Raw genomic sequence first — 15,807 nt, 5'->3', positions numbered from 1 at the left:
ATCGAATTGAGCCAAGATAAGTCAATAAGACCATAAAATACCTGTATAATTACTCTCGGCGGGACCACTAAAAACGTCATGCTTCAGTGTAAGAATGGCTTTTTTTGCTTTATGGGGCGAACAATAGGTAAATTCAGATGAGTTGTAATGGTAATGAATGATTCGATTTGAGCCAAAATAACTTTTAAGTTTATTCAACACAGCATCAAACTATACACGCTACTAAGCATCGCAAATTCCTCTTCAAATTAATCAAAGCCTTTGTGCATAAAAGTTGATTTTCAAGTTTTCGAACGCTTTAATGATATTGATTAATGGTTAGAGCTGGAAACACTATCCCTGTTTGCAAGTCGATTTACTATCAGCTTTCATCTATCATTTCCATTGCTATGAGTTAATTGTTTGCCCATTAGTTAAGTGTAAATAACTGACACAGATTACAACTTCTATTGATATATTTTAGCCAAGTTTTAAAACTTAAACGTATCACAATTTTATGAAAAAACTTCTATTGGCAATTCTGCCTTTAATAGCGGCAAGTTATTCCTAGGCACAAAGCACATTTTCAACTGATTAGGTCTTAAATAAAAGAATTGGAAAATTAGAAAATAAAAATTGAAATGAAAAACCTTTACCTTTTCTTGGTTCTGTTATTTACAACAAGTCAAATGATAGCACAAGATTATACAGACAGTATTACTTTCCAGCGTAATTACCATGTCGGTGACTATGTTGAATTTGTAGGTGTACATCCACCGGATGCGGTTGCATCTGGATATTATGAAATTTCAATTTCTTACACCCGGGGCAATATCGCAGCGGGCTCTACGCATTTAGCAAGCATCACACATGCCGACCCTGCACTGTGGAGAGAGGTTGGAAAGATAAATGGTAACCCCTATATTCTAGCTGGGTTGTACAATTTTACTGTCGACTTCAACACAGAATTCGCCAACCCCCGGTTTCGGATCAGGGCAACGAACACTTATGGAGATACGACTCGGGCACTAACCGTTCATATTAAAGTTCATTCAATTGGTATTAATTCATCATGGACACCTTTGAGGGTTTCCGGTAATGACGTAAGCACGTTGGGCTTCCTGCCGATGACGGATGAATGGAGTTTATATGTTGGTAATGATATTAGAACTCCCGGTGCAAAGTTGGCTATTCGGGCAATCGAGAATGGTTATGTAGGTATTAACAGCAGTATACCTGATGCACAATTAACGGTAGGTGGACTTATACATGCCACTGGAATTAAAATGGATCTTTCTGTACCAACACCTGATTATGTTTTCGATAAAGACTATGATCTCACTACGTTAAAAGACGTAAAGGCTTACATCGATAAAAATCATCACCTACCCGAAATTCCATCAGCTGCACAGGTAGCCAAAGATGGGATAAACCTAGGTGAGATGAATGCCAAGTTATTAAAGAAGATCGAAGAGTTAACATTGTATCTCATCGAGAAAGATAATGAACTGAAGTTACAAAAGAAATTACTTATCGATCAACAAAATCAACTTAATAACGTGAAGAAAAAATTGCATATCTAGTTAAGCCACCTAAATCTTCCAGAATATCATGAAAAAAATCTTCGGTCTTATTATACTGCTTTGCAGCTTGCAGTTTTGTTATGCGCAATGGACTACCGGCACAGACATATGAAAAGCTTTTACTTGCAATCCTGCCATTATTAATCGCAGACTATTCCAATGCGCAATCTCAAATTATTAACTATAGGTAATATTTTAACAGATATAACAATCGTAAAATAACTATTTGAACTATCAAATTATGAAGTTGCATTTTTTTGCTTTCTATCACTTATTCTCTGCAACAATATCTACGGACAATCGGGCGATCAGGATCCGCAACCACCAAGCCCCAATGCAGCTGCATTAGGCGTATTTTCCCAATATCCACAAAGCGGCTTTACTGGAGTTCCTGCTATTAATATACCCCTATACAATTTTTACTATGGAGGTTTATCGTTGCCCATTCAGTTAAGTTACAATCCTAATTTGGTAAAACCATTTCATAACGGAAGTTGGGTTGGGCTTGGTTTTAATTTAACAGCCGGAGGAAGTATAACCAGAGTTGTTAATGATAAACCCGATGATTGCTCATGGTACAACTCCAGTGTATTATTTACGAATGAGGTACACGGAGGCTTTTTCTACAACCACGGTTTTATGGCTTCCGCAGCCTGGGCTAGCAGTGGCAATTTAACGAACGCAATCAACGACTTAAGAAATTACGGCCTGAAAAATATTACGCAAAATTACGGCTACTTTGTTGTCAAGGACTATGCCCCCGATGAATTTTCGTTTACTATTGGTGAATTATCGGGCACTTTTTATATGGACGAAAACGGTAATTTCAAAGTGCGGTGCAATGAAAAAGTCAAAGTGGTTATCGGTAGCGGTGATATCTTAAGCGTTCCAACTCCACCATTACCTGGAACACCCGCTTTTGGGTCATTGCCAGCTATTCCGCCAACCCCTCTTCCGAACCAGACTTATTTAAATCGCATTACTTTAATTGATACTAAAGGTGTTCAATATGTATTTGGTGGCGCTGCAAATTCAATTGAGTTTGGCACTACCTGTCCAAAGACATGGTATATAACGTCTATAACGACCACAAATGGGAAAACCATCAATTATAGTTATCAGGCAGGACAAGCCGTTAGTTATAACTTACCTGGTTATTATGGAACCTATCAGGATGGCTTAGGGGGAAGGATAATTTTTCAGGAACCCACCCCCGCAGTAAAAAGCGAGTATCTTAAAGAAATTCGTACGGATGACCAAGTAATTACTTTTTTTAGCTCGTATAACAATCCCAATGAATTCTCAAAACTTGATTCTATCAAGGTAAACAGCTTGTCGAATGGTAGCGAGGTTTGGAATTTTGCTTTTGAGTACATTAACACTCCTATGGATCGGTTGAAGCTTGTAGATTTTTATCAAAAAGATTTAAATGGCCAAACTAATAACAAATACGCTTTCACATATAACGCTTTACAAATACAGGAGATAAAGTTCGTAAGGATGCAGTGTTGCCAGATGGGACACCTGTTATAATAAAACCAGACTCACCGACGGGTGAAAAGTCCGCTGAAAAGAGAGAGGAATATTGAAGAAGAATGGTTATAATGGAACTGATAAACCTTTGCCTCAAACCATATTATATAATCCATGGAATCCAGCATATCAGCCAGGTTCACCAAGTTATATAGGCCCTAAGAAATCTAATTAAAATGAAACTCACAAAGAATCAATTGATAAAGGCCACTAAAGCCGAAATTGAAATTCTGAATTATAGAGAAGTTAAAGATACAATCACTGGTGCACAGGGCTTATATATTAAGTCAATAGATAAGAATTTGTACTTAACACTGGGCTTGACTATTTCAAAGTACTATGAATCTAAGTTTACAAGGGCCTTTTATCTATCTAAACTAACATCTTGGTCAATGTTCGGAGGAGATATACCTAAGGAGTCCTACCAAAGAGTTGGACGCTTTTTAACAATTGAAGAGCGATCAAGGCTATTAGAAAGCGAATATTCAAAGAATGGAGTAATTGACGCATGGTGGGACATCAGCATAGAGCAATCTATTAATAACTTTATTGAGGCGATTAGGATAACGGAAGGACGTTTTCTAAATCAACCCCATTTAATTGATAACATACTTAGGAGCAACGATGTATCAAGATTAGAAACTAGAGTACAATTAGTTATTAAAAGAGTAAATTCAATAGACGATGTAATTTACAAATATATACCAACGAAGCCTGTTGACGATATTCCTATGGAATGGTTTAAGGCAGCTGAATTAGTCTTAATAGAAGAGCATGCGATATTGAATGCGAATGCGGTAAAGAGTTTGGGTGCTGATGCATATCGGCAAAATACCTTTAAAATACCTTTAAAATATAATTAAATTCAAGCCCAGCCTTCACGCTGGGCTTACTATTACCTACCTCTTAGCTTTGGAGTCTCTAATGAGCGGTTTAAGATAATAGCATCTAACTCAAGGTAATCTCTTGAATGCTAATTTATAATCAACCAATTATAATATATGGTTTAACAATTATAACATCAGGGGCAGGTTATTTATGCTTACCACGTCTTTTTCTTTTTGATACGACGTTTATTTGAAATAAGCGGCCTATTGGGATATTCCAGCATGCTGACCATGCTATTCCGTGCGCATAAAACCAATGACTTGTGTTGATTAATATTAATTTCGAATATTTAAATGGTCGCGGTCTTTAAGCATAATAAGATGTATGCAGTGGGGGAAAAATTAATAGCGTAAAGCTACGCTGGCAATTGTCTGTCAAATAGATCGATCCCGGCTGTTACACGGCATGTTTTCTCAATTTTACATAAAAAGACGTGCCTTCACCTGGTTTGCTTTCCATTCGGATATTACCACGGTGTAATTCGATGATTTGTTGGGTGATGTACATCCCCAAACCAGTTGATTGTTCGCCATTGGTACCCTTTCTTTGTGCCCTGGTGAACTTTTCAAAAATCCCGGGTTGTAACTCTATAGGGATACCAATCCCTGTATCACTAATCTTTATCAGATAATCGTTCGCTTGCGCTTTCATTTCAATAGTAACCGTACCACCTCGTGGTGTAAACTTAACGGCGTTGGAAAGCAGATTATTGAAAGCTCTTTTTAATTTGATAGCATCCGCCAGGATCATGGCCTTGCCTGGGTCGATGTTAACCACTAAATCCACTACCTTATTTGCAGCGGTGATATGGAACGAGCTAATGGCAGCTATCAATAGCCCGTTTAAATCCACGAGTTCCATTCTCAACGGATTCTTTTGTTGATCTTCACTAAATAAAAGGTCGTTTACAATTTCATTGGCATAGTTGCATGCCTCCTTTGCATAGCCAATCAGCTCCTTTTCCTCCAGGTAATGGCCGCTTTCCTCCAGTAAATAGGCGATGCTTAATACACTTGCCAAGGGGTTTTTTAGATCATGGGCAATGCTGTGCACCAGTGTTTTCTGCTGTTCCATTGTCTGGCACAGATAATCTGTAATATCATTTTTATGCAATACACCCAACATTTCATCACCGTCATAAACCATAAGGAGATCGGAGTGTACCTCTTTCATGATCGAAAGCACTTCGGGGATCATATGCTGCCTGGACAACACGGGTTTGGAGGTAATACAATCAATGACCAGATTATGATGCATGGTAGCCAGGTCATGGGCACTAATAATACCTACTGCCTTTGAGTCTTCCATCACCACTAAGGCGCCGCCATGGGCAGCTATTGTTTTCTTTAACTGATGGATACCATGAAAAGCATTAACAGTTGAAAAATCTTTTCTAATTAAATGACCGATCAGCATATTAATCCTGAAGTTTAATGTTTTGAACAGATACAGAAACTTTGAAATCGACCCGGATAATTTCGCCTTCAGAAATAAAGGGGAAAACATGTTGGCGAAGTATATTAATCACCTTTTCGGCCGACACTTTATGGAGAATGTTTTTTTGGACAAATACGGCATCAATTAACTCGTCCTCAACATCAAGCATTTCGAAACCATTGGGTAACAGCAGCTCAAATGAACGGCTCAGACCAATTTTACCCTGTGGCGAATTTTTGGCCAGAATTAAAATATCTTGAAACGGAGGTAGTTTAATTTGCTCGAAGCATAAATCAATATTGTATTTCACAGCAGGGTAAGGTAAAAAGTCCTGCTAAATTACAGATATTTTACTGGTAGTAAAGACTTTGGGAAAGGCATTAATTATCCAGAAAAAGTCATATTCTATATAGTTAATTTAATTAACTATATAGGGTGTTATATTTAACCTCAATATCCGGTTTTACGCCAGGGCGCCATTAAATACACATGAACTGAACATTGGAACGTTATGTGTTTATGATTTTAAACCTATGGTTTTAACAGCTTTACAGCAAGAAATGTTGTAAAGGCCTTGTTAAACAAGCCATCAGGATATTTGAATTTGAGGCTAGCCTGCACTTATTAAGAGAACATGATGGATTGTTGCGGTCAGAAGAAACTAAGCTGAGATCTTTATTTGAAAGTATCAGTTCCTGCCACCTGCTTTTGGATATGGAGCTTCGTGTAATCTCCTCCAACAGAACTCTGGTCAATGTGCCTATCGCCCGCCCGAGAAACGCCCCATGTTTTCCTATAGTTTAATGATCTTGTCCAATACCTGTAGCGCTGTGTTTTTGATGACACCAACTAACTTAGCTAAAAAAAGTGTAGACTAAAGTATGTCATCGTTGATCTTCTTTAAAATCTAAAAATTTATTGTACTTCATTCTTTGACTAGCAGCTTCAAATATGTAAAAATCTTCCCACTATGCTCCGCTTCGTGATAGTTAGCGGCTTGTAGTGCCTGGACATGATTTTTTACATGAAATCCGATGGGTAACTCAAAGGGGGCATAGTTAACAAATAATTTGGATTCCAGATCGGATTCAAGCTGGTTCACTGTATCAATCAATAAATGTTTAACCTCATTAACATCTGGAGTAACTTTCCAAGAAACTGGAGACGATCCAATTTTGAAACACTCCTCAAATTCTTTAGATATGTACATTGGTAATCCGCTACGCATATACATATGCCGCTGTTGAGAAGTGATACAATGACCAATTTGCCAAATTATATTATTGTTAAAACCGGCTGGAATTTTAAATAGTATTTCGTGATTACTTTTTTCAATCAGTTGTGATAGTCTGGTCCTGCTAGCTCTTAAAATTTCACATTCAAAACGTTCATTAATCATTTAAGTCTTAGCAACGGAAGAAACCGGGATGTCTTCTAAAATAACTTTTTCATATGAAAGTTAGACATTGATATTTCGTTTTTTTTGCTTCCATTTTCATAAATTTTAGTTTCGTATTTTATTATTTGCCCTTAAATCCATAATGAGGCTAATGCAGCGATCAAAGCAGTAGTCATGATCACGGTACCTAATTTCAAAAATGTCCAGGCACTTACTTCCTGATTTTCCCGTCGTAAAGCGACCAACCATAAAATAGTAGCCAAAGAGCCGGTAATAGAAAGGTTTGGCCCCAAGTCTACCCCAATTAGCACAGAACTTTTTACCATTTCCGGTGTGTGGCCACTTTGGAGTACATTACCGGCAATAAGCCCTGCGGGGAGGTTATTCATTAAATTACAGGCTACCGCAATTGCCGAGCCGCTAAGCCAGGCTGCACCGGTAACCGACTGAGCGATATTGTGATTCAACAAAGCAGTTAAACTTTGGATCATACCTGTTTTATTGAGTGCTTCGACAATAACGAAGAGGCCGGCAACTAAAGGAAGTACAGCCCACGATACCCCTTTTATAATAATCAGCGGGCTTTTTCTTGCTTTTATAAGTACAATGGCTGAGGTCAATATACCAGTTATTGCGGTTGGTAAACCCAGCTGTATATTTAATGCCGAAGAAACAAGCAGGATTATTGCCGTTGCGCCTATACCGATCAAAGCAGTTTTACCTCCATTCGATAAGTTGGGCAGGTTAATATCTGTTTTGATCTTATCCTTAAAACAGTTACGCTGAGTAAAGCGCAGCATAAAATAAGTTACCGTAATTGCGCAAACAGATGGTATTAAATACTGCCCCAGCCAATGTAACAAGGGTGGCATATGGCTGCCATAGATCACCAGGTTAGCCGGGTTCGAAATTGGAAGAACAAATGATGCTGCGTTGGCTATAAAAGCACATATCAATAAATATGGTAATGGTTTTTCTACCTTTGCGGCTTTAACGGCAGCCGCTACAGCAGGTGTTAGTACCACGGCGGCTGCGTCATTTGATAAAAAAGTGGTTACAACGACACCCACCAGATAAATTAACAGAAATAACTTTCCTGAAGATCCTTTAGCCATTAAGGTAGCATGTGCTGCCAGCCAATCGAAAAGTTTCTCTTCTCTTGCGGTTTCTGCAAGCAGCATCATGCCTGTCAAAAAAAGGTAAACGTCCAGGCCTTTAGAAATGCCAGAGAAAGCTTCTTGTGCGGTTATTAATCTAAATATCAATAGTAAAACTGCGCCTGTTACCGCGTATACAGCCTCTGTAACTTTAAACGGGCGTATGATAACCCCTGCAATAGCAAGGAACGAAATGATCCAGATCAATGTATTCATGATGGTTTTCCGTTACTTTTAGGCCCAAGTTGTGTACCCATTACGCCGTTTTCCGGCCAGGCGCCAATTGTATCTGCATCACTGTCATCTTGCACATGCTCGGGTATAATATAAAGCTGTGTTGCAGGTTGTATTGTCCACTGTCCCGGCCTGCCCGATTGATCGGTAGCTTGCACTGTTAAGCTATTAAGTGTTTTCTCTTCGGCTTTCGCTTCCGCATGCCAGACTTGTAGCTCATTATTCCAGTTCATTGCTATCAGTTCATTTGTTGTAATGGCTTTGGCCGTGTGAGGCGGGAAATTAACTTTTGCTGTTCCCTTTTCATTTGTTAATTCCAGCGCATCGATATCGGCGTGTTTATTTGCCCGGAAGCCCTGAAGCTTTCCGCTGATTTCAATTTGATTTTTTTCTACTATTTCCATGTTTATGGTTAACTCTTTAAATTTTTCCTTGTTTTTGAAGTGGTTTTGTATGAAGAGAATTAATTTGGGTAAAGTATTTAGCAAGCCTCCTTCAATGTTTTGGCGAAGAAGGTCCATAATAAAATAGATCCTATAGCAAAAGCGCCGAGTACCATAAATGTTGTGCTGTAACCGATGCTTTGCGCTATCCAACCGCCAATGGCAGGGCTGAACGAGGCACCTAAACCCTGAACAGTCATCACGGCACCCTGTCCGATGTTTACCCTGCCCGTACCATTTAATATGTGTGCTACCAAACCAGGTACGGCGACACTTTGCAAACCAGCCCCAATTCCGTCCAGAATTTGTACAGGGTATATACCTATGTGGCTTGATAGGTAGGCTGCTAATAAGCCACGCACCGGAAGCGATAGAAAGGAAATCAATAGCACCAGCCAGTAACCTTTATTTTCGGCCATGTGCATCGCCAACAAAGATGTTGCAATCATTACCACCTGCGCTATCACTATCGTCATTGCCACAAATACAGAAGCGTTACCCTGGTGGTTGGCGGCAGCAGCTAAACCATATAAAGGCAGCATTGCACCGTTACCCAAGTGGAAAAAAGCCAATGCCCCAGCAAGTATTAATAGTGGTTTACACTGTAACAAAACCTTTATACCGCTCGCCTTATCATCCTTGCCGCCTTCTTTCATGCCCCGTGCCGCGCGGTCGTCAATCGTTTTGGCAGGAATTAATAAAACTGAAAGTATGGCGAGTGCACCAAAAACTGCCGAAAGTATAAAGATAGCGGGCATGCCGAATTTATAGCCCAGGTATCCAGAAAGTGCTGCACCGACAACATTACCAGCGTGGTTATAAGCCTGGTTGTAACCATTTTGCCGGTTAAACCCTTTTTGTTTAACGATACCCAGAGTGATGCCGATAATTGCCGGGCCTATAGCGGAACCTGCAATGGCGGTAGCCACCTGTGATATGCTGACCAGCCAGAAGTTTTGCGTAACCAGGATAATTGCCGAGGCGATGATAGTGAATACCGCTGATATAACGACATAAAACCGCTTCCGTTTAGTAGCATCGATCAAAGCTCCGGCGGGAATAGTCATAATCATACCGGCTACGCCGCCGATGGTCATAACCGAACCGATAAGCCCGCTTTTCCAGCCATGTGCTAAAAGGAAGATGCCTAAAAATGGCCCTATGCCCGCCTGAAGATCAGCCATGCAAAAATTTAATGATTGTAAAGGCCAAATGATCCTCTTATCTATGGTGCTTGTGTTTTTAAGTTTGCTCATATCGAGTATTTTAACACGATATAAAGCAAGATGTTTAATTCTATAATTGTGCTTGTTTTATTTATTATATTGATTTTAAGTGCTTTACAATAAATAAGATAAGATTAATTTTTCTTCATATTGCATTGGTAGGTCTAAATTCATCATAGTGATAAAAATATTAATTTTTCCATTTCATAGCAACCTCATTGCCGCGGACTTTATTTGCAGCGGCGAAAAGCAGCAAATCAGCGTGGTCAATATTGGGAAGCTGGCTTAAAAAATCATCCATTCGTCTGGCAGGGTTTGTTTTTCGCTAGTGAAGGTAGAATGTATTGGGAGAAACATATTTGGGCATGATCCTGAACCAACTTTATTTAATTTTGACATTATTAAAAAAGCCATTACCTGTTTAACAAACAAGTTTTCCGAAAAGAGCTGTTTAATGATGATTTGTGGAAAAGCTGGGATGCTTCCAAAATAAAAAATCGGATTTTAAAAAACTCAAATATGATTTCTGCCGTAACCATTAATACAACACAAGTCTGATCAATCTATCTGCAATGGCCCAAAAAAACGCGAAGCCCCAGGACCTGGCATTACATGTATTAGAAAAATTGAACCATAGCAAATTACCTTTGCCTGTGCCGCCTATTACCGTGCTGGAAGAATTATTTGAATGTATGTTCTTTACCAGTATGCGTACAGAAGAAAGTGATTTGATCAAGGTCACCGTTACCTTGATTGACCCGGAGAACCCTGACCCCAGGCCACCTAAAAGGATCGTGGCTGAGCGTTGGAGCAGCATCTGTTTTGAATTGCCGCTGGAATTCACCATCAAGAATTTAGTTAAGCTCTCTAAAGCTTCAGACCCTTCCACAACATCACTGGCGGTTTATTATGATGCTCAGGGGAAGCTTTCCATCTGGGGAATGATAGATCAGGCGATCCATTATCACAATTTCCTGAACTATGAATCAGAGTCTGGTTCTGAGCAGCCAGGATTATTTCAGGTAACGATAAGCGATATCGGGACGCTAAATGTATTATTCGATTATGAACTGCTGGCCACCCTGAAGCAGAATACCTTAGTGACACGGTACCTTGACGTGTTTACCATTGGCCCTGTTTCTAAAATTTTAAAGGCCAATGCGGCTCATCTTAAGATAGACCTAATGGCGTTTTTAGCTGCAATGCACCCAGGTGAGGATTTCGAAGACTGGGAATCATTTATCAATGGCATCTGGATACAGACATTATCCCGGCTCTTGCTACGCATCCAAAACTATCATCACGGCGGGGCGATACTGATTACTGATGATGAACAGGAAATTGATATTAAGTACCGAATACGATATGACAGGTTGAAAATTGCTATCAGTAAATATGCAAAGGAAACCATCAATAATTACGTTGCAGAAAACCTGATAGATGGTAACCTCAACGGCGGCAGAAAGGTTATTTCCAAAACCTCTTATCTTGAAGAATCCCGTTCTTTGTATGCGAAAAATGAAATAGCCGATGAAATAAAGGGCGCAATCTCGTTTCTATCTTCACATACCTGTGTGGACGGTGTACTTCTTTTTGACCGGGATATGGTATCCAAAGGTTTCGGCGCTGTACTTAAGGCGCGAAGAATGCCTAAAAAGATCTTCGTTTCGGGGACCGCAACTGCAACGCCCAAATCAATGATGCCTGTCGATCCGAACCATTTCGGCACCAGGCATCGCTCTATGATCGCTTACTGTTGGAATTATCCCGGCAGTTTGGGTTTGGTTATTTCCCAGGATGGAGACATCCGGGCTTTTTACCGGATAGATGAAAAGCTGATCATGTGGGAGAATATTAAAACGCAGCAATTTCTGAAAAGCAGGAAATTGAAACGGCAGGCCGCGACCGACCGCATTTGATGATCATATCTTTAAATATTTTATCCGATATTTAAAAAAGATACCTTTTGCTAACTCAAAGGGTTGGTTATTTTAAGGCCAAACATGTTTGTTTAACTGGAAACGCAATTGTTTAAAATGCAAATTAATCTGTTTCTTGAAATACTGATCTCAGCATTCCACTTTGCAAATTAAGAAGGTTTTCAACGCTCTGACTTTTTTTAAAATAGTTGAGATACCAGATTTAATAGCCGCAATTTCCCCGAATCAACTACAAATTAATTAATCAAAAAGAGGCTATATTTGATCAATGATAAGCAGACACGTTCAATTAAGTGCATCATATGTTTGAGGTTCTTTTTTCTCATATTCAGGAAAAGGTTAATCTCGCTGATGAAGAAAAAGAAAGCTTGAAAAATTTCTTTATTCCTAAAAAGTTACGGAAAAGGCAATACTTGCTTCAGGAGGGTGATGTTTGTAAATACCTTTGCTTTGTGGTAAAGGGCTTATTACGGACGTACAATGTTGACGATAAGGGCGACGAGCACATGAGCCTTTTTGGATGGGAAGGCTGGTGGATATCTGATTTTAACAGTTTCTTGTCGGGTGAAAAGGCCGTGTTTAATATAGATGCCATTGAGGATACGGAATTACTAATGATCTCGCCTGAAAATTACGAAGCCCTTACGCTGGCAATTCCTGTAATGGATCGTTATTTCCGTATCTTATATCAAAACAGTATAGTTACCAAAGAGCGAAGGTTAATGAGTTCTATTACCCATACGGCAGAAGAGAAATACAGTCAGCTGGCCACTTCTCATCCCCAACTGATACAGCGAATTCCACAAAATTTAATTGCCTCATATTTGGGGCTTGCGCCAGAAACTTTAAGCCGGATCAAGAAGAATATTGCCATCCGCAAATAAGCCGGCTTGATCCAGATCAAGTGAATTTATTGCTACAGGTCAACTGCTGGTAAATATGTGGCAGGTAACTTTGTATCAATAAAATTTATTGATATGTCTCGCACAAAAAATTCTAAAATATTGATCACCGGTGCTACCGGCCAGGTGGGCAGTAAAACAATTAATTTCCTCAATCAACTAAAAGATATAGAACTTGTTGCTGCGATTCGTACGCCAGCAAAAGCTGCCCCTTTTACTGCAAAGGGAATTGCAACCGTTATCCTCGATTTTGATGACGAAAGTACACATCTGCCCGCTCTCGAAGGCATCGACCGAATTTTGATCGTTACCGGTTACACGGTTGATATGTTAAGGCAGAGCAAGGCATTACTGGATAATGCAAAAAAAGCAGGTGTACAGCATGTGGTACATTTGGGTGCCTGTGGCCGTGATGATACCACAGTTGCCCATTGGGCCTGGCATCAGCTGATTGAAAGGTACATCGAATGGTCTGGATTTTCTTATACGCATCTGCGCCCCGAAACCTTTATGCAAAATGTGTTGAGTTACGGTGGAAAAAAAGCCATTGAAAACGGGGTTATCCATGCCTATGTTGCGGGTGCACGGCTGAGCTGGGTAGATGTGGAAGATGTGGCGCAGGTTGCTGCTTTGGCTTTAGCTTACCCCGAACTACATACAGGCCAAACTTATCGCTTAGGCTATGATGCAGTTACTTTTGATGAAATGGCAGAATTGATGACTAAGCTTATTGGTCAGCCATTCCGTTATGAGCCGCTATCTCCGGATATTTTCTTACGTTCTATGATTGATGCAGGTGCAGAAATGGCCTATATGGGTTGTGTATATGAGCATTGGAAACGTTATGCGGCAGGTGCCATACCCGGAGCTGATGATACATTCGATAATTTTCAGGCCATTACCGGCAAACAACCAGTGAAATGGGCTGATTTTATTCAAAAGCATAAAACAGAACTTCAGTATTAATAGTGCAGTTGCCTAATGCAATTTAGTTATACCAGCATAAATAACTATCCTTATTCTCGGATAATTTGTTGCATAAAACACATAAGCCTATGAACTAAAATTAATTTCTATTTCATATCCTCTTCAGCCCGTCATGGTAGTTTTGAATTATTAAACAATTAGTAATTCAAATAATAGAAAGATGAAAAGTCAAATTAAAAAAATTGCAAGCCTCATTATGGATTTAGCAAAAGTTTGAGAAGGTAATTTATTGCATTGCTTGTGCATAAAATGTGATGTTATTTATTAAAATCAGGCAAGCCATTTATAGTATAACTCATATTTTTGTACTAAATACATTCAATGACATACCAGGAAAAACTGGCTGCCGTCCGTAAACAAATGGCAGAGCAGCATGCCGATGCATACATTATAACATCGTCAGACCCGCACATGAGCGAATATGTGCCCAATCATTATAAATGCCTCGAATTTGCTTCGGGTTTTACAGGATCGGCAGGTACGTTGGTAGTTACGCAGCATTTTGCGGGTTTATGGACAGATTTCAGATATTTTACCCAAGCCACCGAACAACTTGCCAATAGCGGGTATAAGCTGGTTAAATTGAAAATACAACATACCCCGGAGTATATAGACTGGCTATACCAAACCCTGCCCGATGGCGCTGTAGTTGCATTTGACGATAAACTGCTCTCTGTAACACTTGGCCAACTGCTGCAAAGCAAGCTTGCTGATAAAAATATAACTTTAAAAAGTTTCGATTTTTTAGATACGATATGGGCTGACAGGCCTCCACTCCCTATGAAGAAAGCCTTTTTAATAAATGAAAAATATACCGGCGAATCTGTTGCATCCAAGCTTCAACGGGTAAAAGCATCTTTAAAAATACAAAAGGCAGATTATCAATTGATCTCCTCGTTAGATGATATTGCCTGGCTGTTTAACATCAGGGGCGAGGATGTAACTTACAACCCCGTGGTACTGAGCTTTGCCCTGCTTGGCCCGTCCGAAACAACACTATTTATCGACGTAAATAAACTAACTGCTGAAGATAAAACAAGCTTACACCATAGCGGTGTGCAAATTTCCGGATATAGTGATGTAGAAGACGCCCTGGCCACTTTACCTGCCAATGCCACTATTTTTATCGACCCAAAACGCAATTGTTTTGGTTTGTATAATTTGCTGCCGGCCGGCGTTAGCATTGTGCAGGAAACCAACCCCAGCACTTACTTTAAAGCAATTAAGAACCCAATTGAAGTAGTAAACATGCGCAGTGTAATGATTAGGGATGGGGTGGCCCTAACGCAGTTTTTTAAATGGATAGAAGAGAATATTGGTAAAATTAAAATTACAGAGATGAGCGCTGCCGCACAGTTAAAAGAATTTAGGGCAGCGCAGGCTGGCTTTGCCGGTGCTAGTTTTAATATCATTGCAGGCTACAAAGCACACGGCGCTTTACCACACTACGCTGCAACAGCAGAGAGCGATAGCGAAATACTGCCCGAAGGTTTGTTCCTTGTAGATTCGGGCGGGCAATACCATTACGGTACAACCGATATTACGCGTGTTATTCCATTAGGCAACAACACCGAAGAAGAACGGACTGACTATACACTTGTGCTAAAAGCCATGATAGAGGGTTCAAAAACCTTCTTCCCCAAAGGTACAAAAGGCTACCAGATTGATGCCATTTGCCGTAAACCCCTGTGGGATTATAAAATTAACTATGGCCACGGCACAGGCCATGGTATTGGCTTTTATTTAAACGTACACGAAGGCCCGCAGGCATTTAACGGAACCAATAACCCGGTTGCTGTTGACCTGGGCATGATTACTTCGATAGAGCCGGGCGTTTACAGGCCGGGCAGGCATGGTGTACGTATAGAGAATTTAGTGATTACTATTGCTGCCGAAGTAAATGAGTTTGAAGAGTTTTACACTTTCGAAACATTAACCCTGGCATTGATCGATACTTCGCTGGTTAAAAAAGATTTGCTGGAAACACACCAGATAGCCTGGTTAAATAATTATAATCAAACTGTTTTTGAGAAACTAAGTCCTGCTCTGTCTGCAGACGAAGCCGCGTGGTTAAAAAATAAAAGCCGGGCTATTTAATA

The 15,807-nt window shown here is 39.9% G+C and carries 13 protein-coding genes; 7 read left to right on the top strand and 6 right to left on the bottom strand.

The window, feature by feature from the left end:
- The first annotated feature begins 620 nt into the window (after nt 1–620).
- The 3 genes from RG47T_RS13265 to RG47T_RS13255 all read left to right on the top strand — a co-directional run bounded on the left by RG47T_RS13265 (nt 621) and on the right by RG47T_RS13255 (nt 3,958).
- Complete coding sequence (locus RG47T_RS13265; RefSeq protein ID WP_139235760.1) at nt 621–1,562, top strand: hypothetical protein; 942 nt, start codon at nt 621–623, stop codon at nt 1,560–1,562.
- Nucleotides 1,563–2,030: 468 nt separating this feature from the next.
- A complete protein-coding gene (locus RG47T_RS13260; RefSeq protein ID WP_171972526.1) occupies nt 2,031–3,095 on the top strand; it encodes a hypothetical protein in 1,065 nt (354 codons plus the stop codon).
- Between the two features lie 176 nt (nt 3,096–3,271).
- Nucleotides 3,272–3,958: a hypothetical protein gene (locus RG47T_RS13255; RefSeq protein WP_074489918.1), complete on the top strand. Its 687-nt coding sequence runs from the start codon at nt 3,272–3,274 to the stop codon at nt 3,956–3,958.
- A gap of 421 nt (nt 3,959–4,379) precedes the next feature.
- Here the strand turns inward: RG47T_RS13255 and RG47T_RS13250 are convergent, their stop codons facing one another.
- The 6 genes from RG47T_RS13250 to RG47T_RS13225 form a co-directional block, all read right to left on the bottom strand.
- Complete coding sequence (locus tag RG47T_RS13250; RefSeq protein ID WP_074489917.1) at nt 4,380–5,399, bottom strand: sensor histidine kinase; 1,020 nt, start codon at nt 5,397–5,399, stop codon at nt 4,380–4,382.
- 1 nt (nt 5,400) lies between these two features.
- A complete protein-coding gene (locus RG47T_RS13245; RefSeq protein ID WP_074489916.1) occupies nt 5,401–5,730 on the bottom strand; it encodes a hypothetical protein in 330 nt (109 codons plus the stop codon).
- A 615-nt stretch (nt 5,731–6,345) separates the two neighbouring features.
- Nucleotides 6,346–6,819: a DinB family protein gene (locus RG47T_RS13240; protein WP_074489915.1), complete on the bottom strand. Its 474-nt coding sequence runs from the start codon at nt 6,817–6,819 to the stop codon at nt 6,346–6,348.
- 131 nt (nt 6,820–6,950) lie between these two features.
- Nucleotides 6,951–8,192, bottom strand: coding sequence for an arsenic transporter (locus RG47T_RS13235; protein ID WP_091690982.1), 1,242 nt, complete (start codon nt 8,190–8,192; stop codon nt 6,951–6,953).
- Entirely contained in the window at nt 8,189–8,614 is a 426-nt protein-coding gene (locus tag RG47T_RS13230) for a hypothetical protein (RefSeq protein ID WP_139235761.1), read from the bottom strand. Before RG47T_RS13230 ends, RG47T_RS13235 begins: the two co-directional genes overlap by 4 nt.
- 77 nt (nt 8,615–8,691) lie before the next feature.
- Nucleotides 8,692–9,909 carry an MFS transporter gene (locus RG47T_RS13225; RefSeq protein ID WP_074489912.1) on the bottom strand — a complete coding sequence of 406 codons (1,218 nt, stop codon included), beginning with the start codon at nt 9,907–9,909 and terminating at the stop codon, nt 8,692–8,694.
- A gap of 542 nt (nt 9,910–10,451) precedes the next feature.
- On the opposite strand from RG47T_RS13225, the gene RG47T_RS13220 reads away from it, so the two are divergent.
- The 4 genes from RG47T_RS13220 to RG47T_RS13205 all read left to right on the top strand — a co-directional run bounded on the left by RG47T_RS13220 (nt 10,452) and on the right by RG47T_RS13205 (nt 15,805).
- Nucleotides 10,452–11,798, top strand: coding sequence for a putative sensor domain DACNV-containing protein (locus RG47T_RS13220; protein WP_074489911.1), 1,347 nt, complete (start codon nt 10,452–10,454; stop codon nt 11,796–11,798).
- Between the two features lie 323 nt (nt 11,799–12,121).
- Entirely contained in the window at nt 12,122–12,703 is a 582-nt protein-coding gene (locus tag RG47T_RS13215) for a Crp/Fnr family transcriptional regulator (protein ID WP_074489910.1), read from the top strand.
- A gap of 93 nt (nt 12,704–12,796) precedes the next feature.
- Nucleotides 12,797–13,687 (top strand): SDR family oxidoreductase, encoded by an 891-nt coding sequence (locus tag RG47T_RS13210; RefSeq protein WP_074493417.1) that lies wholly within the window; start codon nt 12,797–12,799, stop codon nt 13,685–13,687.
- 342 nt (nt 13,688–14,029) lie between these two features.
- Nucleotides 14,030–15,805 (top strand): aminopeptidase P family protein, encoded by a 1,776-nt coding sequence (locus RG47T_RS13205; protein ID WP_074489909.1) that lies wholly within the window; start codon nt 14,030–14,032, stop codon nt 15,803–15,805.
- Nucleotides 15,806–15,807: the final 2 nt, after the last annotated feature.

Source organism: Mucilaginibacter polytrichastri (assembly GCF_001911425.1).
In the GTDB taxonomy this organism is placed as follows: Bacteria; Bacteroidota; Bacteroidia; order Sphingobacteriales; family Sphingobacteriaceae; genus Mucilaginibacter; species Mucilaginibacter polytrichastri.
This window is presented reverse-complemented; position numbering and strand designations above follow the sequence as displayed.